Origin of the sequence: Zwartia panacis, from assembly GCF_030410395.1 — a bacterium.
Taxonomy (GTDB): domain Bacteria; phylum Pseudomonadota; class Gammaproteobacteria; order Burkholderiales; family Burkholderiaceae_B; genus Zwartia; species Zwartia panacis.
Genome location: NZ_JAUHHF010000002.1, coordinates 453,313 through 473,615, shown reverse-complemented (window position 1 = coordinate 473,615; position 20,303 = coordinate 453,313). Strand labels below are relative to the sequence as shown.

The following is a 20,303-nucleotide window of genomic DNA, read 5'->3' as shown; positions in this document are numbered from 1 at the left end:
TTAGGAACTTTGAGAATTACCGGCTCAGGGTCTTGGCCCACTGCGGTTGGAACGGCGTATTTAGCCGTGTTTGATGAGTGCTGATGTTTGATGGATACTGCTGATCCCCCGTTAATGGGGTAGAGCCGGGGTAGAGCCTTGATGGATACTGCTGATCCCCCGTTAATGGGGTAGAGCCCAGCGCGAACGCAGGGGTTTCTATAGTTTCAGTGGTGGCCCGGGGCGGAATCGAACCACCGACACAAGGATTTTCAATCCTCTGCTCTACCGACTGAGCTACCGGGCCAACTGAAGCCCGCAATATTACACCAATTCGGACAAGCCTGCTTAATCGAGCTTTGTACTGGTCCGTTTCAGGATTGCGGAATAAAACTCACTTTCTTTGGCGAGCATCGCACTAAGCTCCTGGGGGGAAACCACAGTCACGTCCATCGCCTGATTTTCAATTTTTTTCTGGATGCTGCCGTCTTTTTGAATTTCAGCCATGGCTCGATTGAGTTTGGCCACGACCTCGGGCGGTGTGTTGGTAGGGGCAAATACGGCAGTCCAGGTGCGAATGCCGAAACTGGGGACACCGCCTTCAGCGACGGTAGGAACGTCGGCCATGGTGGCACTACGTTCAGGACCTGTAGTGGCGATCAGCTTGATCCGACCTTCCTTGACCTGTTCCATCATGTTTCCGACCAGAGAGGTAATCATGACATCAACGCGGCCCGCGACCAGGTCGTTGAGCGCTACCCCGGCACCTTTATATGGAATGTGGAGCATATTGATATTGGCGGCATCGTTGAGCGCCTCGGCGGCGAGATGTTGGGCCGAACCGTTGCCAGAGGATGCGAAATTCACCTTTCCGGGGTTGGCTTTGGCATATTTGATGAGATCACTGACATTGTTGACACCACTATTGGCCGAAACCAATACCCCCATAGATTGGGTGGTTGCCAGCGCGACGGGTTGGAGGTCTTTCAGCACGTCATAAGTCGGTTTTTTGTGCAAAAGTGGAGTAATGACGGTAGCTGGAGTGCCCCAGAACAAGGTGTAGCCATCAGGTGCCGCCTTGATGACTGAATCTGTGCCAATCAAGGTACCGGCGCCCGCACGGTTTTCAACTAATACAGGCTGGCCCAGCTTGGTGCCAAGCTCTTGCGCGAAAAGTCTTGCCACGATGTCGGTTGACCCCCCGGGGGCGTACGCTACAACGATCCGGATAGGTTTGTTGGGATAGTCGGTGCTGGCAGTCGCCTGGTGTGCCGCCCAGAGGGGCAGCAGCGCTAAAGCAGCACGGGTGATTATTTTTTGAATGTTCATTGAAGTCTCCTCAGCGGGGAATTGTACGGAAACTCCAGGTTCTCGGTCCAGACAGGGACTTTGCGTCTTTATAAGCTTTTGCACCCTTATAATAAGGGTTGTTACGTAGGCCAAATAAAACAACTCCCTTATCTATGTCGGTTAGCGTCCTCGCCCTTGGTCTGAACCACGTCTCGGCACCCGTCTCGGTGCGCGAGCGCGTGTCTATGCCTGAGGATTTAGTACAGCCGGCACTCAATGCTTTGCGTCAGGCCTTTGGTGGGGCGGTCAAAGAGGCTGCGATATTGTCCACTTGCAATCGCACCGAACTTTACTGTGCAGCGGAGCCGCAGGTTGCCGCGCAGCTTCCATCCTGGCTTGCGGACTTTAACCGTATCGAGGCAGGTGAGCTTGCTCCGCATGTGTACCTGCATGACCGTGATGATGCTGTGCGCCATGCGTTCAGGGTCGCAAGCGGCTTGGACTCCATGGTCTTGGGTGAGCCTCAGATCCTGGGTCAGATGAAAGATGCGGTGCGTACTGCCAGTGATGCAGGCGCGCTTGGTACTTTGCTCCATCAGCTTTTCCAGAGAACTTTTTCGGTTGCCAAAGAGGTCCGTTCCACGACGGCGATTGGCGCCCAGTCTGTTTCGATGGCTGCTGCAGCTGTTCGCCTGGCCGAACGGGTATTCGGGGAGCTGACGAGCTCCAAGGTGTTATTTATCGGTGCTGGTGAAATGATCGAGCTTTGCGCAACCCACTTCGCGGCGCGCCAACCGGGTGCGATCGTTGTGGCCAATCGCACGCTTGAGCGCGCGGAGTCTTTGGCCAATCGTTTTTCCGCCACAACCATGCGTCTTGCAGAATTGCCCGATCGTTTGGCAGAGTTTGACGTGGTCGTTTCCTGTACGGCCAGTACCTTGCCCTTGTTGGGTCTCGGGATGGTCGAACGGGCGACAAAACAGCGTAAACGCAAGCCAATAGTGATGGTTGATCTGGCTGTGCCCAGAGACATCGAGCCAGAGGTTGCACAACTGGATGACGTCTACCTTTACTCGGTTGATGATCTTGGCGCCGTCGTCCAGAGCGGCACTGAGGCTAGGCGCTCGGCTGTGGTACAGGCCGAAGCCATTATCGATGCCCGTGTTAGAAATTTTATGCACTGGATGCAGGTCAGAGCCAACGTGCCTGTGATCCGGGATTTGCAAACAACCGCTCAGGCCGTCCAGGCCCAAGAGCTTGAGCGTGCGCGACGCATGCTTGCCAAAGGGGACTCCCCTGAAGCCGTCCTCGAACAGCTCGCGCACGGGCTGACGCAAAAATATTTGCATGGCACGCTTGCCGCGCTGAACCACAGCGAAGAAGCTGAGCGTCAACAGCTCCTCACCTGGCTGCCGCGCATATTTCCATCTGGCTCCGATCGGCGTTAGCGACTCTGCTGACCATGCTTGCTTCGGCGAGCGTATAGCCGTTCCCCCAACTTTTAAAGTCAATATAGTTCCTTATGAAACCTTCAATGCGCGCTCGCCTTGAGCACTTATCCCGTCGCTTGGTCGAGGTTGATGCCTTGCTGGCAGAGCCGGATGCCGCCAACGATATGAACCAGTTTCGCAAGCTTTCAAGGGAGCGCTCAGAGCTTGAGCCTGTGGTTAAGGCTTTCGAGGCTTTTGAAGGGGCGAATGCTGATTTGGCGGGCGCCAAGGAAATGTTGGACGATCCTGAAATGAAAGCGATGGCGCTAGAGGAAATCGAGGCGTGCAAAGCGCGCATCGAAAAGCTCGGTGCTGAGTTGCAGTTACAGTTGTTGCCCAAGGATCCGGATGATGGTCGGAGCGTATTTCTGGAAATTCGCGCCGGCACGGGTGGGGATGAGAGCGCGCTGTTCTCCGGCGACTTGTTGAGGATGTACACGCGTTACGCTGAACAGCAAGGCTGGCGCGTCGAGCTGATGTCCGAAAGTCCATCTGAGTTGGGTGGTTACAAGGAGGTTATCGTACGTATCGATGGTGAGGGCGCCTATGGACGTCTCAAGTTCGAGTCTGGTGCGCATCGTGTCCAGCGGGTGCCAGCGACCGAGGCGCAAGGCCGGATTCATACCTCGGCCTGCACCGTGGCCGTGATGCCGGAGGCAGATGCTGCCACAGATATTGTGATTAATCCCAGCGATTTGCGTATCGACACATTTCGTGCGAGCGGCGCTGGTGGTCAACACATTAACAAGACAGATTCTGCAGTCCGTATTACGCACTTGCCGACTGGTTTGGTGGTGGAGTGCCAGGACGATCGTTCGCAGCACCGCAATAAAGACAAAGCCATGCAAGTTCTTGCTGCGCGGCTGAAAGACAAAGTCCAGCGAGAGCAGCATGATAAAGAAGCCGCCCAGCGTAAAAGTCTTGTAGGCTCAGGCGATCGTTCGGAGCGCATTCGCACATATAACTTTCCGCAGGGTCGGTTGACGGATCACCGTATCAATCTGACTCTGTACAAGCTTGGCGCCATTATGGAGGGCGATCTGAGCGAGGTGACAGGCGCGCTGATTGCCGAGCACCAAGCCGAGCTTCTTGCGGCCCTGGGTGACGACGTCTGATGCAGACCGGACGATCCCTGATGCTGGTCTGTGGTTTGCCCAGACTCGAGGGCAGAATGCTGCTTGAGTGTGTGTTGCAAAAGCCTCGCGAATGGTTGCTGGCGCATGACACGGATCCGCTGTCCCCTGAAGACGCGGCACGGTTTTTATCCCTTGCGGCTCAGCGTCGGCAGGGGGTGCCGATGGCACATTTGATTGGTTGGCGCGAGTTTATGGGCCATCGCTTTGAGGTCACACCCGCTGTCCTGATTCCTCGCCCAGAGACAGAACTTCTGGTTGAGGTGGGTTTGTCAGCCATCGACGGTTATGAAGCCCCTGCGGTGCTTGATCTGGGCACTGGCAGCGGCGTTGTGGCGATCAGTCTGGCGCTCGCTCGCCCGGATGCGCGTGTCACGGCAACTGATTTGAGCGTCGAGGCCTTGACTGTTGCGCAACGAAACGCACAGGCTTTGGGCGCTCGTGTGCAGTGGTGGCAGGGGAGCTGGTTTTTAGCCCTTCCGCCAGAGGGGCGATTTAATCTGATTGTCTCTAACCCACCTTATATTGCATCCTACGATGATCATTTAAAACGTGGGGATCTCAGATTTGAGCCCTCCCAAGCGCTGACAGATGGCGCGGATGGTTTGTCTGATCTCATGCGAATTATCAACGGGGCGGGGGGCCGACTTTTACCGGGAGGCAGTTTATGGCTTGAGCATGGTTATGATCAGGCCGAGCCAGTGAGTCGGATGCTGGCTGAGGCGGGATTTACTTCTGTTCAAACCCACGCTGATTTGGCTAATTTACCTCGTGTCACCGGCGGGGTATGGGCATCAGGCCCTAACCCTTAACTGCCTCTTATAATGACGTTTTGGCAGTACTCTTCATATTTTTATCGATCAGGAACATCATGAGCGACGTCCAGCAATTTATTCGTGACACCGTCACAAACAATCCGGTTGTGTTGTTTATGAAAGGCACAGCCCAGTTTCCTCAGTGCGGCTTTTCCGGTCGAGCGATCGAAATCCTTAAAAGCAATGGCGTGACCAAGCTTGTCACTGTCAATGTTCTCGAGGACGAAGAAGTCCGTAGCGGCATCAAGACTTTTTCACAGTGGCCTACGATTCCTCAGTTGTATGTTGGCGGCGAGTTTATTGGCGGCTCTGACATCATGGGCGAAATGAACGCCAGCGGCGAGCTCAAGACTATCTTGACTCAAGCCGGCGCGACTGCGTGACTGCGTGAGTAAACGACGCCTTGTGATCGGTATTACAGGAGCTACAGGCTCTCTGTATGCTGTGCGTATGCTTCAGACGCTTCGCACGAACGCGCCTGATGTCGAAACACATCTAGTGATCTCAGCCTCGGGTGTGCTGAATATCAAGCACGAGCTCGATATTGGCCGCCATGAGGTCTATGCGCTTGCTGACAAAGTGCATAGCATCCGCGATGTCGGGGCGACTCTGGCGAGCGGTGCTTTTGAAACAGCGGGTATGGTGGTGGTGCCTTGCTCAATGCGCACCCTGGCCGCTGTGGCGATGGGATTGTCTGACAATCTCATTACGCGTGCCGCGGATGTGACACTCAAGGAGCGCCGTCGCCTCGTGATGGTTGTGCGAGAAACGCCCTTTAACTTGGCGCATCTGCGCAATATGACCTCTGTCACCGAAATGGGTGGAATTGTTTTTCCACCGCTGCCGGCTTTTTATCATCGCCCGAAATCAATCGAAGAAATGATTGATCACACGGTGTCTCGCATCCTCGAGTTAGTGGGAATCGACGTGAAGGGTCCACGATGGGAAGGGACGGGCGGCGCCTGAGTTCTGTTGTTTCTCAGAAGAAATTTCGGGGTTTGATTCACTCTTTTCAATGGTGACGGGATCAAAGGCGGTATCGCCTTGGGGATTGATTTTTCCGTCGGGTTTTAAACCGACAAAATCAAACAGTTGCCGATCCATCAGGTGAGAGGGCGTGACGTTAGCCAAGGCTTTAAATACATTCCAGGCACGCCCCGGATCTTTTTTATCCCACTCCTGAAGCATGCGCGTCACTTCCTTGCGTTTCAGGTTTTCCTGCGAGCCACATAAATCGCAAGGAATGATTGGAAACTGTTTGCACTGCGCATAGTCGATCAAGTCTTTCTCTGGCACATAGGCAAGTGGCCGGATCACGATGTGACGCCCATCGTCTGAGACGAGCTTGGGCGGCATGGCTTTAAGTTTTGCGCCATAAAACATATTCAGGAAAAACGTGCCGAGGATGTCATCGCGGTGATGGCCGAGTGCAATCTTGGTCGCTCCGAGCTCATCGGCCACTCGATACAAGATCCCGCGCCTGAGTCGCGAGCACAACGAGCAGGTTGTTTTGCCGTCAGGAATCAAGCGCTTGACGATCGAGTAGGTGTCACGCGTTTCAATATGAAAAGGTACCTCAAGCTTGGATAAATATTCAGGAAGAATCTCGGCTGGAAAACCAGGCTGTTTTTGATCAAGATTGACTGCGACGATTTCAAAATCGATCGGTGCGCGATGACGCAGTGTCATCAGAATATCCAGCATACTGTAGGAGTCTTTGCCACCCGAGACACAAACCATGACGCGATCACCCGGCTCGATCATATTAAAGTCGGCAATCGCACGACCTGTCTCACGCATCAGGCGTTTGGAGAGTTTGTTCTGCTCGAGGCGCTGCCGCTCAAGATCCGACTGCATGATTAATAGCCTTGTTGTTTGAGGTGGTGCGTGACAGTCTCGCGGTCACCAGAAAAAATGATCCGTGAAGCCTTGCCCGCGCGCTGGTGTTCATACATCGGGTCGTAATACTCGGTCAGCAAGGGGCGGATCCAGTCTCTGTGAAGGTCGAGTTTGCCAGTGGCTTTCTGCGCATGAAGTGCATCAAGCATGAGTTGGTTGAGCCGGGCATGACGCTCACCGCCAAGGCGCTTGTAAAGATTTTGCAGGCTCTCCAAGAGTCTCTGGGAAAAAGCTTCAAAACCTGCGTCCTCACCGAGTTTGCGCGCGAATTGTCCACCGAGATCTTCAACGTAATCACGCAAGATACGTTCGACGCGGGATTCGGTTGGCTCTTCGACCCAAATCACGGGGCTTGCTTGCATGATGTCGCGCAAGGGGATGGGTAGCGCGCACTTTCCGATCAATCGTGATTCGTCCTCTAGCGCGATGTTGAACTTACCCGCTGCATGCAAGCGCATGAACGCGATCGCCAGGAGATTGTCGAAATCGATTTGCACGGGCTGATCGGTTGCGTGCTTACCAAAGCTTGAGCCGCGATGATGCGCAAGTTTTTCGAGATCGATTGCGGCATCCAGATTTTGTATGACTTCTGTTTTTCCGCAGCCGGTAAAGCCTGCGACCAGAACGAATTTAGATGCCGCGATTGATGTGTTCAGCTTTTCAATCAGAAAGCTGCGCATCGCTTTGTAGCCGCCGATGATGCGCGGGTAAGGCAGGCCGGCATCGGCCAGCCATTGTTGCGAAATACGCGAGCGCAGACCACCACGGAAACAATACAGGTAACCTTCGGGGTGTTCCTGTGCGAACTTGACCCATTGTGCAACGCGCTGTGCTTTGATTTCCCCTGAGACAAGCGCATGGCCTAAAACGATCGCCGCATCTTGACCTTTTTGCTTGTATTGAAGGCCCACGCGATGGCGTTCTTCATCGTTCATCAGAGGCAGGTTGACCGAGGCGGGAAATGCGCCTTGTGCGAACTCGACAGGCGCGCGCACATCGAGTAATGGTACGCCGCTGAGCAATACCGAAGCGAAGTCTTCTGTATCAGGCCTTGTACTCATGGTTTGTCCGCGTCATGGAGATGACATTCCGCCAGGGGAGGCGAGGAGAGTGTGAGTGCAAACCTGCGTAATTCGTCTCGTCTGAAGACATGTACTTGAATATTTTGACCAGGCTCATAACGGGCCAAAATCGTATCAAGCGTGTTTGAGCTGGTATCGACGCGCACACCATCGATCGCGACAATAATATCGTGCGCTGAAAGTCCGGCCAGATGCGCCGCTCCACCTTCGGTTACCGCGGAAATGACGAGGTGCTCGCCTTGTTTGCGAGTGCGAATATCCAGAGACGGGCGCGTGTTGCTGGCTTTCCACTCAAGAACAATATTTTGCGCTGCCAGTAGTTGCTTGAGTGGCAGGTCTTCACAACCGTATGCCCACTGCGTGATTTCGTCAGACACGTCGACGCCTGTTGCTTCGCGCACGAGCTGAGGAAAGCCTTTTTCAGACAGACCAGTCGGGTTACCTTGATAAAAATCGCGACCGTAGCGATCCCAAAGTAATCGCATCACATCATCCAGGCTATGCTGCTGATGGGTTGCCTGTCTGATGGTGAGGTCGAGCGCGAGTGCGACGAGCGAACCTTTGGTGTAGTAGCTGATGATCGCATTGGATGCGTTTTCGTCTTGCTTGTAATAGCGTGTCCACGCATCAAAAGAACTTTCCGCGACAGACTGCTTGTGACGTCCTGGCGTATTCCAGACAGAGGCAATTTGTTTGCCTAGCGTCTTTAAATACGTTTTGCGATCAATCACACCGCTGCGCAGTAAAAACAAGTCATCGTAATACGAGGTAAATCCTTCAAATATCCACAGCAAGCGCGTGTGACTTTCCCCGGAAAGTTTATAAGGTGCAAAAGCCGCGGGTTTGATGCGTTTGACATTCCAAGTGTGGAAATATTCATGGCTTACCAATCCCAAAAAGGTCTGATAGCCTTCGGGTGCTTTGTCATGACCAATTGTCGGCAGATCCTTGCGCGAGGCCATCAGAGCGGTTGAGGACCGATGCTCCAAGCCGCCATAAGCGTCGCCTGTGACCATGGTCATGAATACATATTTTGTAGCACTGTCCAGAAACGGAGCCTGAGCCGTGTCAGGCTCAAAGAAGCGGATCTGCGCTTCACAGATTTTTTTGACGTCTCGCGCGATGCGTTGAAGATCAAGATTTGGAATGACGCCGGTAAACACCATTTCGTGTTTTGCGCCATAGGCATTGAATTGAATGACGCTGGGATTACCTATTTCAAATGGGTGGTCGATCAGGGCGTCGTAGTTTTCCGCGACATAGGTCCCGAAGCCATCGCGAGTCACCTTTGCGTTGGCCCGCGTGTCGCGGGGCATGCTTGTGAAAACATTCCAGCGTGTGGTTTTTGGAGGAGGGAGGAGTGTTAAACGGCAAGGATGGTTTTCTTGTCCTTGCACCGCCAGAAAAACACTGGTGCCGTTGAAAAAACAATGCGTTTCGTCGACGTGGGCGCCACGCACGGATAAGTCCCAGGCATAAATGACGGCAGTAATGGTCAAGGGACCTTGGCAAGGGGCGATGCGCCAGCGGTGATTGTCCAGCTTGGTGATTGAGACGACTTGCCTGCCCGAGCGCGCTTCGATGTTTTCGATGTGCCGGGAAAAGTCCCTGATCAGATAACTGCCTGGAATCCAGGCGGGCAGAGACACAATTTGCCCCTTTGGGTCTGGATCTGCGATGCGAACTGTCGCCCTGAGCCGGTGTCCGGACAAATCAAGGGGTTCAAGGCTGTAAAGTAGAGGTTTGCGGTTATTTTTGCGATTCATAACCCATATCTTATTTCACATTTCCAGGGAGACATCCATGAGTGAAAATTTTGTGCTGGTCGAAACACGGGGGCGCGTCGGCCTCCTGACGTTGAATCGTCCCAAAGCGTTGAACGCCCTCAATGATCAGCTCATGGACCAACTCGGGGCTGCCTTGCAGGCTTTTGATGCAAACGATGATATTGGCTGCATTGTCATTACCGGCAGTGAAAAGGCGTTTGCCGCAGGTGCTGATATCGGGGCGATGAAAGACTGGTCTTATATGGACGTTTATCGCACTGAATATATCGGTCGCAATTGGGAGACTCTGCGCACTATTCGCAAGCCCGTGATTGCGGCGGTCGCAGGTTACGCTCTCGGCGGAGGCTGTGAGCTGGCGATGATGTGTGACTTTATTTTGGCTGCGGACTCCGCCAAATTCGGTCAGCCTGAGATCAAACTTGGTGTCATACCTGGGGCAGGCGGCACGCAGCGTTTGCCAAGAGCGGTTGGCAAAGCAAAAGCAATGGAAATGGTTCTGACGGGTCGCATGATGGATGCCGCAGAGGCCGAGCGTGCGGGGCTTGTGTCGCGCGTGATACCTGCCGAGCGCCTTCTTGACGATGCGATAGAGACCGCAACGGTGATTGCAGGGATGTCGATACCTGTCGCCATCATGGCGAAAGAGTCGGTCAATCGTGCCTTCGAATCGTCACTGCACGAGGGCATTTTGTTCGAGCGTCGCGTATTTCATGCTTGTTTTGCGACGGAGGATCAGAAAGAGGGCATGGCTGCATTTGTCGAAAAACGCAAACCCGTATTCAAGAATAAATAATTTGCACCAATTCGGTGCATTTTTATAAACTGGTGACAAACCCGATTAGGGTTTGCATCAGTGTCTAAAAAGCAGTTATACTCATTGAGTTTGCCGGAAAAGGGGTAATCGTGACGGATGTGTCGAAAACGAATGTCCCGCCAGGACTTAGTCAAGAGCAGGGACCTTTGACATTAACCGACGCCGATTTGGCTCTCATTAATGTTCGCGCCCGTCTTGAGCTTGCCCAGGTTGTTTTCGCGCAAGTGGCGACCGCGGTTTTTGTTGCATTGTTGGCTTGGCTGATAGGTGGTTTCGACGCTGGTTGGTCTGCTTTGGCCGGGTCTGCTGCATATTTCGTTCCAAACTTTTTATTTGCATTGCGACTGTTTTTAGCAACTTTTCGACCTGGTGGTTCAAGCCCATTCATTTTCTTAGTGGGCGAGTTTCTCAAGGTGGGTGCTGCAGTCGGTTTGTTATGGTTGTTGGCTCATGTAGGTGGTGAGCGCGTGGTGTGGCTGGCGGTAATCGCAGGTCTGATCGCAGCGCTCAAAGGCTACATGTTGGTGCTGATGTTCGGGAAACGTGCTGTGTCACGTCCAACAAACAGCTAGTTTGACGCATTTTTTAGAGAACTCTCATGGCTGCTGCAGCTGACGTATCGCCCCAGGCCGCATATATTCAGCACCACTTGGTGCATTTCAATAGCCTTGGTGAAAAGCAAACCGCTATCGCCGATTTCAGCGTCCTCAACTTTGACTCGATGTTCTGGTCATTCTTGATGGGTCTGATTGCTGTCGGTTTTATGTGGATGGCTGCCCGACGCGTGACTTCCGGGGTTCCCGGACGCTTTCAGGGTTTTGTCGAAATGCTGGTGGATATGGTCGACCAGCAGGCGCGCAGCATTGTTCCCAGTGAAGAGACTCGCAAGTTCGTTGCGCCTCTGGCCATGACGGTTTTCTTGTGGATTGTTTTAATGAACGCACTGGACTTGATCCCTGTTGATCTGGTTCACTATGTCCTGCACCTCTTGGGTATTGGCAAAGAAGTCACTGATCCTTTGCACTACCACCGTATTCTTCCAACAGCTGACCTGAACGTACCAATGGGTATGTCGATGGGCGTGTTGTTGTTGATGCTCTATTACGGTTTGAAGATCAAAACTCCTGGCGGTTTCGTCAAAGAGCTTTTTACAGCGCCATTCCATGGTCATGGTTTTTCAGCCATTATCCTCGCTCCAGCAAACTTCCTGCTGAACCTGGTTGAGTATGCGGCAAAATCGGTTTCTTTGGGAATGCGACTGTTCGGCAACATGTTCGCCGGCGAGCTCGTGTTCATGTTGATTGCTCTACTGGGTGGTGCTTGGTCTGGTTTCAATGCCATGAGCGTTGGTCTGGGTATCGGTCACATTCTGGCGGGCTCAATCTGGGCGATTTTCCATATCCTGATCGTCTTGTTGCAGGCTTTCATCTTCATGATGTTGACCTTGGTCTACATCGGACAAGCACACGAAGGTCACTAAAGAGTAGTAGGTGTCCTGACTCAATCTGGGCACAGAAAGGTTTTACTTAGCGGTTTTGTAGTTTGAATGTTCGATTTTTAAATTTTGATACTTAGATACTAATCAAGGAGTTTTCATGACTAACGTCGCTTTCGTTGCTCTCGCTTGCGCTTTCATTATCGGTTTGGGTGCTTTTGGTGCCTGCATCGGTATCGGCATGATGGGTGGCAAGTACCTCGAAGCTTCGGCACGTCAGCCTGAGCTGATGAACGCCCTGCAAACCAAGATGTTCTTGCTGGCTGGTCTGATCGACGCCGCGTTCCTGATCGGTGTTGGTATCGCCATGTTGTTCGCTTTTGCAAATCCTTTCGTCTAAATCGACTGGATACTCACGACCGTTTAGGAAGTGAGTGCACGCGCCAAGGGTAGGGTTCTACCCCTGGCTTATTGATTCAGCCCGTTCAGGCAATGCCGCCTGAAGGGCAACAGATGTAATAGGGAAACGACCGTGAATCTGAACGCGACGATCTTTTTCCAGATGATCGTGTTCTTTGTCCTGGGTTGGGTCACGATGAAATTCGTGTGGCCACCTTTGACAAAGGCTATCGACGAGCGACGCCAAAAAATCGCTGAAGGCTTGGCTGCTGCCGAAAAAGGCAAAACAGACCTCGCCCAAGCACAGGCGCGCATTGGTTCGATCGAGGCATCTGCGAAAGCTGAGCTGCACACCCGAATGATTGAAGCCGAAAAGCAGGGCGCTCAAATTATCGAGCAAGCTCGTGCAGAGGCTGAAAGCGAACGCGCACGTATTCTTGCGCAAGCTAAACAAGATGCCGCTCAGGAAGTCCAGCGTGCACGTGATGCTTTGCGCAATGACGTTGCAGATCTGGCGGTGAAAGGTGCCGAGCAGATTCTCAAGCGCGAAGTGGATGCGCGTGCCCACGCCGAGTTGCTTGCGCAACTTAAGGCACAGCTTTAATCCCCGGGGTCGACATGGCAGAACTTTCCACCGTTGCTCGTCCTTACGCTGAGGCGCTCTTTGCCGTAGCGCGTCAAGACGCTGCCGGTTTGGCCGCTTGGGCCGATCAGGTCCAGCAGCTTGCTGATATCGCAGCGGTTGAAGACGTGCGTGTCGCAATGGCCGATCCACGTCTCGAAGACGCACAGCGTACGAGCGTTTTTCTGAGTCTGGTCAAACCTGCGCCATCCGCAGCGTTGCAAAACTTTGTGGCGTTGCTTGTTGCCAACGACCGACTTTCATTGTTGGGTCATATCGCTGAGCAGTTTCATGCTTTGCGTGACGAGGCCGAAGGTGTCGCACAAGCTGACATCACAAGCGCCTTTCCAATGACCGAGCAACAAGTCTCTGATCTTATTAAGCTGCTTGAGCCGAAGTTTGGTCTCAAGCTCAAGCCCCACGTGAACGTTGATGCCTCCCTGATTGGTGGTGTGCGCGTTCAGGTGGGTGACCACGTACTCGATACATCCGTGCAAGCCCAGTTAGTACGCATGCGCGACACGATGGCGGTTTAATCCGCCCTAAAGATTCCAGGAGTCTGAACATGCAACTCAATCCGTCAGAGATTAGCGAACTACTCAAGAGCCGTATCGAGGGTCTGGGCACATCGTCCGATATTCGTACGCAAGGCACGGTTGTTTCCGTGACCGACGGCATTACCCGTATCCACGGTCTGTCAGACGTGATGCAAGGCGAAATGCTTGAGTTTCCAAACAACATTTTCGGCCTGGCGCTGAACCTCGAGCGTGACTCGGTGGGCGCCGTTATTTTGGGCGATTACACAGGCGTTTCCGAAGGCGATGCAGTCAAAGCAACTGGCCGCATTCTCGAAGTGCCCGTAGGACCCGAACTGCTGGGTCGCGTGGTCAACGCGCTTGGCGTGCCGATCGATGGCAAAGGCCCGATCAATGCCAAAGAAACAGACATCATTGAAAAAGTGGCACCTGGCGTGATCGCGCGTCAGTCAGTGTCACAGCCAATGCAGACTGGTCTGAAGTCAATTGACTCCATGGTGCCAATCGGCCGTGGTCAGCGCGAGTTGATCATTGGTGACCGTCAAACAGGTAAAACTGCCGTTGCTGTTGACGCGATCATCAACCAGAAAGGCAAGGGTGTTAAATGCGTCTACGTCGCGATTGGTCAAAAGGCATCAACAATCAACAACGTTTTGCGCAAACTCGAAGAGTTCGGTGCACTCGAGTACACCATCATTGTCGCTGCCGCAGCTTCTGATTCGGCTGCAATGCAGTACTTGTCAGCCTACGCAGGCTGCACAATGGGCGAATATTTCCGCGATCGCGGTGAAGATGCTCTGATTGTTTATGATGACTTGACCAAACAGGCGATTGCATACCGTCAGGTTTCCTTGCTGTTGCGCCGTCCTCCAGGCCGCGAAGCATATCCTGGTGACGTGTTTTATCTCCACTCACGCTTGCTCGAGCGCGCAGCCCGCGTGAACGAAGCCTACGTCGAGAAATTCACGAAGGGTGCTGTCAAAGGCAAAACAGGCTCACTCACAGCCTTGCCAATCATCGAAACACAGGCAGGTGACGTTTCAGCTTTCGTTCCTACGAACGTGATTTCGATCACTGACGGTCAGATCTTCCTTGAGACCGACTTGTTCAACGCAGGTGTGCGTCCTGCTATTAACGCCGGTATTTCGGTGTCCCGAGTCGGTGGTGCAGCTCAAACCAAGATCATCAAAAAGCTTTCGGGTGGTATTCGTACCGACTTGGCTCAGTATCGCGAACTCGCAGCGTTTGCACAGTTTGCTTCTGATCTTGACGATGCAACACGCCGTCAGCTCGAGCGTGGCAAGCGCGTGGTTGAGTTGCTTAAGCAGCCACAGTACCAGCCACTGCAGGTTTGGGAACTTGGTGTAATCCTTTTTGCTGTCAACAACGGCTATCTGGATGATGTCGAAGTATCAAGCGTGTTGCCCTTCGAGAAAGGTCTCAAAGACTACCTCAAGGCGAAAAACGCTGCGATGATCGAACGCATCGAAAACACCAAGGAATTGTCGAAGGACGACGAGGCTGAATTGGTTGCCGCGCTGGCCGACTTCAAAAAGAACGGTACCTACTAAGTAACCCGCTATCGCGCAGGCCTGGCCTTTTTGCCGGGCTCAGCGCAAGCAGATGGTCTGAAACCTGATTGACAGGTCTGACACAGGAAGCGAAATGGCAGGAATCAAGGAAATTCGAACAAAGATCAAGAGCGTGCAAAACACGCGCAAGATCACCAAGGCGATGGAAATGGTAGCCGCCTCCAAGATGCGCAAAGCGCAGGAGAGGATGCGTGCGGGCCGTCCATACGCCACGAAAGTGTATGACATCGCCAGCCATTTGATGGAAGCGAACCCCGAGTACACACACCCGTACCTGATAGAACGAAGCGAACTTAAAGCGGTTGGTATCGTTGTGGTTTCCACAGACAAGGGCTTGTGCGGTGGTTTGAACACCAACATCATGCGCTTGGTGTTAAATCGCATGCGCGAATTCAACGGCAAGAACGTTCGTACCCAATTTACAGCTTTTGGTAACAAGGGCTTGGGTGTGTTGACACGTATCGGTGCTGATGTGGTCTCGCAAGAAATCGGTTTGGGTGACAAACCTGAACTCGACCGTCTGATCGGTGCAATTAAAGTTCAGCTGGATGATTTTCTGGCAGGACGCATCGATGCGATTTATATCGCGACCAATCGCTTCGTCAACACAATGAAGCAAGAGCCGACATTTACGCGTCTCTTGCCTTTGCCTGGCAAGTTGGTTGATCCCTACCACGCCTCTTCAGCTCATGCCCAGGACGGGGATGCTGTGACGGCTGATCACGGTTGGGATTACTTGTACGAGCCTGATGCACAGACAGTGATCGACGAGTTGTTGCAGCGTTATGTCGAAGGTCTTGTATATCAGTGCGTAGCAGAAAGTATGGCATCAGAGCAGTCTGCCCGTATGGTTGCCATGAAGGCGGCCTCGGACAATGCTAAGAAGGTGATTGGTGACTTGCAACTCGTCTATAACAAGACGCGTCAAGCTGCTATTACTAAAGAAATTTCGGAAATCGTGGGGGGCGCCGCGGCCGTCTAATTCTTAGACTGCATTCGGTATCCCATCAGACTTTATCAAGTAAGGATCAGACATGAGCAACGGAACCATCGTTCAGTGCATCGGCGCCGTGGTGGATATTCAGTTTCCCCGCGATAACATGCCCCATATTTATGAGGCGCTCCGCCTGGCGGACGACACTTCGGCATTCGCTGAAAAAGGCTTGACCTTTGAAGTGCAACAGCAGCTCGGCGACGGTGTGGTTCGCACCATTGCGCTGGGTTCTAGCGACGGTCTGCGTCGTGGGATGGCTGTTTCCAAAACAGGCGCACCTATTTCCGTGCCAGTTGGTACAGGGACACTTGGTCGAATCATGGACGTGCTGGGTCGCCCCATCGACGACGCAGGCCCGATCGCCAGCAACGAACTGCGTGCGATTCACCAGCCTGCTCCTAAGTTCGACGAACTCTCTCCTTCGGTTGAGTTGCTCGAAACAGGCATCAAGGTGATTGACTTGGTGTGTCCTTTCGCCAAGGGCGGTAAGGTTGGTCTGTTCGGTGGCGCCGGTGTGGGCAAAACTGTGAACATGATGGAACTCATCAACAACATCGCCAAGCAGCATAGCGGTTTGTCCGTGTTTGCCGGTGTGGGTGAGCGTACTCGCGAAGGTAACGACTTCTATCACGAAATGGAAGAGTCCAAGGTGTTGGACAAAGTCGCCATGGTGTTCGGTCAGATGAACGAGCCTCCAGGCAACCGTCTGCGTGTGGCGTTGACCGGTTTGACGATGGCTGAGAAATTCCGTGACGAAGGCCGTGACATTTTGTTCTTCGTTGACAACATTTACCGCTACACACTCGCAGGAACGGAAGTATCGGCTCTGCTGGGTCGTATGCCATCTGCTGTGGGTTATCAGCCTACTCTCGCCGAGGAAATGGGCGTTCTCCAGGAGCGCATCACTTCGACGAAGACGGGTTCGATTACTTCGATTCAGGCTGTTTACGTTCCTGCCGACGACTTGACCGACCCATCGCCAGCGACGACTTTCCAGCACTTGGATTCGACAGTTGTGTTGTCGCGTGACATCGCTTCGCTCGGTATTTACCCAGCTGTTGATCCGCTCGATTCGACCAGCCGTCAGCTTGATCCAAACGTGGTGGGTGAGGAGCATTACAACGTTGCACGTGGTGTTCAGCAGACTCTCCAGCGTTACAAAGAATTGCGCGACATTATCGCGATTCTGGGTATGGACGAATTGTCTCCAGAAGACAAGCAGGCTGTTGCCCGCGCACGTAAGATTCAGCGTTTCTTGTCACAGCCATTCCACGTTGCTGAAGTATTTACAGGTTCACCTGGCAAGTACGTTCCCTTGTCGGAAACACTGCGTGGCTTCAAGATGATTGTGAACGGCGAGTGTGATGCTTTGCCTGAGCAAGCGTTTTATATGGTTGGTGGCATCGACGAAGCCTTCGAAAAAGCCAAGAAACTCCAATAAGGATCCGTCATGGCTACCGTCAAAGTTGACGTCGTCAGTGCAGAGAAGTCTCTGTATTCTGGTGTCGCAAAATTTGTAGTTTTGCCTGGTGAGTCGGGTGAACTGGGTATTTTGCCTGGTCATACCCCTCTCATCTCCCGCATCCGTCCCGGATTGGTGCGTATCGTCCTCGAAGACGACTCTGAAGAGACAATTTTCGTGGCTGGCGGTCTCCTTGAGATTCAGCCCGGCCATGTGACGGTCTTGTCAGATACCGCTATCCGTGGCGGTGATCTGGATGCCGAAAAAGCAGAAGCTGCTCGCTTGGCCGCTCAAGAGGCCTTGGCGAATGCGAAAGACAAGGCGAGCATGGATGTCATGCAAGCCGAACTCGACATGTTGGCTGCGCAAGCAAATGCTGCACGTCGTATTCGCGAATTGACGAACAAGCAGTAATCTTCTCTAGCATCTGAGCAGTATCATAAACACGCCTACGGGCGTGTTTTTTTATTCTACGTATATCTACGATTGCGTGGATTCCGAATTTCCCCAATCACTCCAACTCTCTACTCTCAGAGATTTTGCCGGAGTGAATTTCCATGCGTCAGCAAATAGATTGCGCTGTTCTAGTCCTATCTGCGCATCAGTCATGGATGCCCCAGGTGCTTTCTTCCGCAGAGCCTGGTTTAAACCGTATCAAACTGTTCCCGCTTGAGTGGGAGGCAGGGAATGTGTTGGATGCTTCTTCAAGTCTTGAAAAAGTAGCGCCGGTCAGTTTGCCTGTTGAAACCCTTGCACAGGCGAGCATTAGTCTGCGACGTTATGACATTGTTCTTGTGCCAGTATCAATGGAAACGCTCGGATGGACCCGTCAGGCACTTGCTGCGATTCCGAGAGGCCCTTTTATCCCATTGCTGGGAATCACCAAAGATTTGCGTTCCGCAGCGATACAAGATTTATTGGAAATGGGGATCTCTGACTTTGTCAGGTTGCCTCTGTGTGCAGAGGAGTTCAGGGCTAGGTTGTTGCATGCTGTATCTTCAACGCCAAGATTCGGAAGCTTAAGAGAGCCCACACTCAACTATCAGCAAAATATCGCCTTCGCAAGAGGGGTGGTGCCAAGGATGAGTGAGTCATCCTTGCAGGAGTGGCTCGAACTGACAAAGACAAAAAGTTTGAAAATCCAAGTTCCTTCTTCTAAGCAACTTCAAAACGTATTGATGGGGAGATTACCCAATAAACCTGAAACTGAATTTGAAAAAAATGAAAGATTAAAAATCGAATACGAAAAAGCATTGGATGTTCAAGAGGAGTTTGAACAAAACGATCGATTAGATGTTGAATCGGAAAGCTCGAGCATTTTTGAAGACAATGAAGAGCTTGAGTCGTTTCAGATAGGTCATAAAGGGCATCATTTGAAGGTATTGAAAGCTAAGCTCGTAGAGGATTTTGAACGTGCTTACATTATTGATGCGCTTGAATCTAACAATGGAAATATCGCCACGGCTGCCCGATATTCAGGTAAGCATCGACGAGCCTTCTGGGCGCTCATGCAAAAGTACGAAATTGCCGCGGGGGATTTCAAGTATTAAACCCAAAGTGTTCTGCGTTGAGATGTTTGGGAGGGTTAAAATGGTGCAATTGTCATGGCGTATTGCCGCTTTTGCAGCTCGCTGTCCGGATAAAGGAATGTTGTGTCTGTAGCCCCTTTGAAAAATGATTTATTGCTGCGGGCCTTGTTGCGCCAGCCCGTACCTTACACGCCGACTTGGTTGATGCGCCAAGCGGGTCGCTATTTGCCCGAGTACAACGCTACCCGCGCCCGCGCGGGTTCGTTCATGGGATTAGCTCAAAATCCAGACTACGCGGCCGAGGTCACTCTTCAGCCGCTGGATCGCTTTCCATTGGATGCGGCAATACTTTTTTCAGATATTTTGACTGTGCCTGATGCGATGGGTCTTGGACTGTCCTTTGCTCAAGGTGAGGGGCCTCGATTTGCGCATCCTATTCGCGATGAACAAGATGTCGCGAAATTATCTGTGCCAGATCTTAGCAAGCTTCAGTACGTGTTCGACGCTGTTCGCGTCATACGCAAACAGCTCGATGGACGCGTGCCGCTCATCGGTTTCTCAGGCAGCCCTTTTACCGTTGCGTGCTATATGGTCGAAGGCAAGGGGAGTGATGACTATCGCTTGATCAAAAGCATGTTGTACGCACGCCCTGATTTGTTGCATAGCATCTTAAAGATTAATGCCGAAACCACCGCCCAGTACTTGAATGCCCAGATTGATGCCGGGGCGCAAGCCGTGATGATTTTTGACAGCTGGGGCGGTGTTTTGGCGGACAGTCTGTTTCAGCAGTTTTCGCTTCACTACACCAAGCAGGTTGTCAGCGCGCTCAAGCGAGAAAATGAGGGCCGCCAAGTCCCGGTGATCGTTTTTACCAAAGGTGGCGGGCAATGGCTAGAGTCGATCGCAGATTGTGGCGCCGATGCTGTCGGACTCGATTGGACGGTCGATCTTGCTGCTGCGCGTCGCAGAGTCCAAGACTCAGTTGCTTTTCAAGGTAATCTTGATCCCATCGCCTTGTTTGGTGGTGAGCCTGCGATACGCCAAGAGGTGCGTCGAGTGCTGGATAATTATGGTCCGGTTGGCAGTGGCGGTCATGTGTTTAATCTGGGTCATGGGATCTCTCAATTCACACCCCCAGAGGCGGTGGGTGTCCTTGTGGATGAGGTTAGAGCGTATAGCCCGAAGTTACATGGATCGAGCACCATAAAGTGAGCAACCATGCGCCTTTTAAAAGAAAAATACCTGTAATCCTGCACCAGACTGAAGCAGTTGTGCACAGCACTAAAAACCTTGGGGAAAGCCCTACATTTAGAAAGTCAATTCTATGATAGCTTTGTAAGTATTTGATTATTAATAATAAAATACGTCAACTATTGTTAAATTGACATTTTCTTTAGTATCAATGTCCTAATTGATGCATGATGGGTACACGGTTTTCCCCAAAG

Annotated in this window: 21 protein-coding genes and 1 tRNA gene; 17 read left to right on the top strand and 5 right to left on the bottom strand. The window is 52.5% G+C overall.

Annotation, left to right across the window (positions count from 1 at the left end; all coding sequences use genetic code 11):
- Window positions 1-210 precede the first annotated feature (210 nt).
- Window positions 211-286, bottom strand: a tRNA-Phe gene (locus QWY30_RS04860).
- Between the two features lie 41 nt (window positions 287-327).
- On the bottom strand, window positions 328-1,308 hold the full coding sequence (locus QWY30_RS04855) for a Bug family tripartite tricarboxylate transporter substrate binding protein (protein WP_290238682.1): 981 nt from the start codon (window positions 1,306-1,308) through the stop codon (window positions 328-330).
- A 134-nt stretch (window positions 1,309-1,442) separates the two neighbouring features.
- On the opposite strand from QWY30_RS04855, the gene hemA reads away from it, so the two are divergent.
- The 5 genes from hemA (at window position 1,443) to QWY30_RS04830 (ending at window position 5,673) form a co-directional block, all read left to right on the top strand.
- Window positions 1,443-2,717, top strand: a complete 1,275-nt coding sequence (hemA, locus tag QWY30_RS04850; RefSeq protein ID WP_290238679.1) for a glutamyl-tRNA reductase — start codon at window positions 1,443-1,445, stop codon at window positions 2,715-2,717.
- Window positions 2,718-2,791: 74 nt separating this feature from the next.
- Window positions 2,792-3,874 (top strand): peptide chain release factor 1, encoded by a 1,083-nt coding sequence (gene prfA, locus QWY30_RS04845; protein ID WP_290238677.1) that lies wholly within the window; start codon window positions 2,792-2,794, stop codon window positions 3,872-3,874.
- The gene (prmC, locus tag QWY30_RS04840) at window positions 3,874-4,704 is read left to right on the top strand and encodes a peptide chain release factor N(5)-glutamine methyltransferase (protein ID WP_290238675.1); all 831 of its coding nucleotides are present in this window, start codon (window positions 3,874-3,876) and stop codon (window positions 4,702-4,704) included. Before prfA ends, prmC begins: the two co-directional genes overlap by 1 nt.
- Before the next feature lie 59 nt (window positions 4,705-4,763).
- Window positions 4,764-5,090, top strand: a complete 327-nt coding sequence (grxD, locus tag QWY30_RS04835; protein WP_290238673.1) for a Grx4 family monothiol glutaredoxin — start codon at window positions 4,764-4,766, stop codon at window positions 5,088-5,090.
- A 4-nt stretch (window positions 5,091-5,094) separates the two neighbouring features.
- Window positions 5,095-5,673: a UbiX family flavin prenyltransferase gene (locus tag QWY30_RS04830; RefSeq protein ID WP_290238671.1), complete on the top strand. Its 579-nt coding sequence runs from the start codon at window positions 5,095-5,097 to the stop codon at window positions 5,671-5,673.
- On the opposite strand, the gene ttcA is transcribed toward QWY30_RS04830, so the two are convergent.
- Genes ttcA through QWY30_RS04815 form a run of 3 tightly spaced genes read right to left on the bottom strand, consistent with a single transcriptional unit; the run spans window position 5,620 to window position 9,454 of the window.
- Window positions 5,620-6,564 carry a tRNA 2-thiocytidine(32) synthetase TtcA gene (ttcA, locus tag QWY30_RS04825; protein WP_290238669.1) on the bottom strand — a complete coding sequence of 315 codons (945 nt, stop codon included), beginning with the start codon at window positions 6,562-6,564 and terminating at the stop codon, window positions 5,620-5,622. The genes QWY30_RS04830 and ttcA overlap by 54 nt on opposite strands.
- 2 nt (window positions 6,565-6,566) lie before the next feature.
- On the bottom strand, window positions 6,567-7,667 hold the full coding sequence (gene mnmH / locus QWY30_RS04820; RefSeq protein ID WP_290238668.1) for a tRNA 2-selenouridine(34) synthase MnmH: 1,101 nt from the start codon (window positions 7,665-7,667) through the stop codon (window positions 6,567-6,569).
- Window positions 7,664-9,454, bottom strand: a complete 1,791-nt coding sequence (locus QWY30_RS04815; protein ID WP_290238665.1) for a M61 family metallopeptidase — start codon at window positions 9,452-9,454, stop codon at window positions 7,664-7,666. The genes mnmH and QWY30_RS04815 overlap by 4 nt, the downstream gene beginning before the upstream one ends.
- Before the next feature lie 37 nt (window positions 9,455-9,491).
- Here QWY30_RS04815 and QWY30_RS04810 point away from each other — a divergent pair, with 37 nt between their 5' ends.
- From QWY30_RS04810 to hemE, 12 genes are all read left to right on the top strand, one after another.
- On the top strand, window positions 9,492-10,268 hold the full coding sequence (locus QWY30_RS04810; RefSeq protein ID WP_290238663.1) for an enoyl-CoA hydratase: 777 nt from the start codon (window positions 9,492-9,494) through the stop codon (window positions 10,266-10,268).
- A 167-nt stretch (window positions 10,269-10,435) separates the two neighbouring features.
- Entirely contained in the window at window positions 10,436-10,861 is a 426-nt protein-coding gene (locus QWY30_RS04805; protein WP_290238661.1) for an ATP synthase subunit I, read from the top strand.
- Between the two features lie 26 nt (window positions 10,862-10,887).
- A complete protein-coding gene (gene atpB, locus QWY30_RS04800) occupies window positions 10,888-11,769 on the top strand; it encodes a F0F1 ATP synthase subunit A (protein ID WP_290238659.1) in 882 nt (293 codons plus the stop codon).
- 115 nt (window positions 11,770-11,884) lie between these two features.
- On the top strand, window positions 11,885-12,124 hold the full coding sequence (atpE, locus tag QWY30_RS04795) for a F0F1 ATP synthase subunit C (RefSeq protein WP_028816839.1): 240 nt from the start codon (window positions 11,885-11,887) through the stop codon (window positions 12,122-12,124).
- Window positions 12,125-12,256: 132 nt separating this feature from the next.
- The gene (locus QWY30_RS04790) at window positions 12,257-12,727 is read left to right on the top strand and encodes a F0F1 ATP synthase subunit B (protein WP_290238656.1); all 471 of its coding nucleotides are present in this window, start codon (window positions 12,257-12,259) and stop codon (window positions 12,725-12,727) included.
- A gap of 14 nt (window positions 12,728-12,741) precedes the next feature.
- A complete protein-coding gene (locus QWY30_RS04785) occupies window positions 12,742-13,281 on the top strand; it encodes a F0F1 ATP synthase subunit delta (RefSeq protein ID WP_290238654.1) in 540 nt (179 codons plus the stop codon).
- A gap of 29 nt (window positions 13,282-13,310) precedes the next feature.
- Window positions 13,311-14,852 (top strand): F0F1 ATP synthase subunit alpha, encoded by a 1,542-nt coding sequence (gene atpA, locus QWY30_RS04780; protein ID WP_290238653.1) that lies wholly within the window; start codon window positions 13,311-13,313, stop codon window positions 14,850-14,852.
- A 94-nt stretch (window positions 14,853-14,946) separates the two neighbouring features.
- Window positions 14,947-15,855, top strand: coding sequence for a F0F1 ATP synthase subunit gamma (gene atpG, locus QWY30_RS04775; RefSeq protein ID WP_290238650.1), 909 nt, complete (start codon window positions 14,947-14,949; stop codon window positions 15,853-15,855).
- A 52-nt stretch (window positions 15,856-15,907) separates the two neighbouring features.
- Complete coding sequence (gene atpD, locus QWY30_RS04770) at window positions 15,908-17,308, top strand: F0F1 ATP synthase subunit beta (protein WP_290238648.1); 1,401 nt, start codon at window positions 15,908-15,910, stop codon at window positions 17,306-17,308.
- Between the two features lie 9 nt (window positions 17,309-17,317).
- Window positions 17,318-17,743 carry a F0F1 ATP synthase subunit epsilon gene (locus QWY30_RS04765; protein ID WP_290238647.1) on the top strand — a complete coding sequence of 142 codons (426 nt, stop codon included), beginning with the start codon at window positions 17,318-17,320 and terminating at the stop codon, window positions 17,741-17,743.
- A gap of 278 nt (window positions 17,744-18,021) precedes the next feature.
- A complete protein-coding gene (locus QWY30_RS04760; protein WP_290238645.1) occupies window positions 18,022-18,879 on the top strand; it encodes a helix-turn-helix domain-containing protein in 858 nt (285 codons plus the stop codon).
- Between the two features lie 102 nt (window positions 18,880-18,981).
- Complete coding sequence (gene hemE / locus QWY30_RS04755; protein WP_290238643.1) at window positions 18,982-20,070, top strand: uroporphyrinogen decarboxylase; 1,089 nt, start codon at window positions 18,982-18,984, stop codon at window positions 20,068-20,070.
- Window positions 20,071-20,303 lie beyond the last annotated feature (233 nt).

Coding starts and splice junctions, on each gene's coding strand:
- QWY30_RS04855 (WP_290238682.1), bottom strand. CDS start 1,308: ATGAACATTCAAAAAATAATCACCCGTGCTGCTTTAGCGCTGCTGCCC.
- hemA (WP_290238679.1), top strand. CDS start 1,443: ATGTCGGTTAGCGTCCTCGCCCTTGGTCTGAACCACGTCTCGGCACCC.
- prfA (WP_290238677.1), top strand. CDS start 2,792: ATGAAACCTTCAATGCGCGCTCGCCTTGAGCACTTATCCCGTCGCTTG.
- prmC (WP_290238675.1), top strand. CDS start 3,874: ATGCAGACCGGACGATCCCTGATGCTGGTCTGTGGTTTGCCCAGACTC.
- grxD (WP_290238673.1), top strand. CDS start 4,764: ATGAGCGACGTCCAGCAATTTATTCGTGACACCGTCACAAACAATCCG.
- ttcA (WP_290238669.1), bottom strand. CDS start 6,564: ATGCAGTCGGATCTTGAGCGGCAGCGCCTCGAGCAGAACAAACTCTCC.
- mnmH (WP_290238668.1), bottom strand. CDS start 7,667: ATGAGTACAAGGCCTGATACAGAAGACTTCGCTTCGGTATTGCTCAGC.
- QWY30_RS04815 (WP_290238665.1), bottom strand. CDS start 9,454: ATGAATCGCAAAAATAACCGCAAACCTCTACTTTACAGCCTTGAACCC.
- QWY30_RS04810 (WP_290238663.1), top strand. CDS start 9,492: ATGAGTGAAAATTTTGTGCTGGTCGAAACACGGGGGCGCGTCGGCCTC.
- atpB (WP_290238659.1), top strand. CDS start 10,888: ATGGCTGCTGCAGCTGACGTATCGCCCCAGGCCGCATATATTCAGCAC.
- atpE (WP_028816839.1), top strand. CDS start 11,885: ATGACTAACGTCGCTTTCGTTGCTCTCGCTTGCGCTTTCATTATCGGT.
- QWY30_RS04785 (WP_290238654.1), top strand. CDS start 12,742: ATGGCAGAACTTTCCACCGTTGCTCGTCCTTACGCTGAGGCGCTCTTT.
- atpA (WP_290238653.1), top strand. CDS start 13,311: ATGCAACTCAATCCGTCAGAGATTAGCGAACTACTCAAGAGCCGTATC.
- atpG (WP_290238650.1), top strand. CDS start 14,947: ATGGCAGGAATCAAGGAAATTCGAACAAAGATCAAGAGCGTGCAAAAC.
- atpD (WP_290238648.1), top strand. CDS start 15,908: ATGAGCAACGGAACCATCGTTCAGTGCATCGGCGCCGTGGTGGATATT.
- QWY30_RS04765 (WP_290238647.1), top strand. CDS start 17,318: ATGGCTACCGTCAAAGTTGACGTCGTCAGTGCAGAGAAGTCTCTGTAT.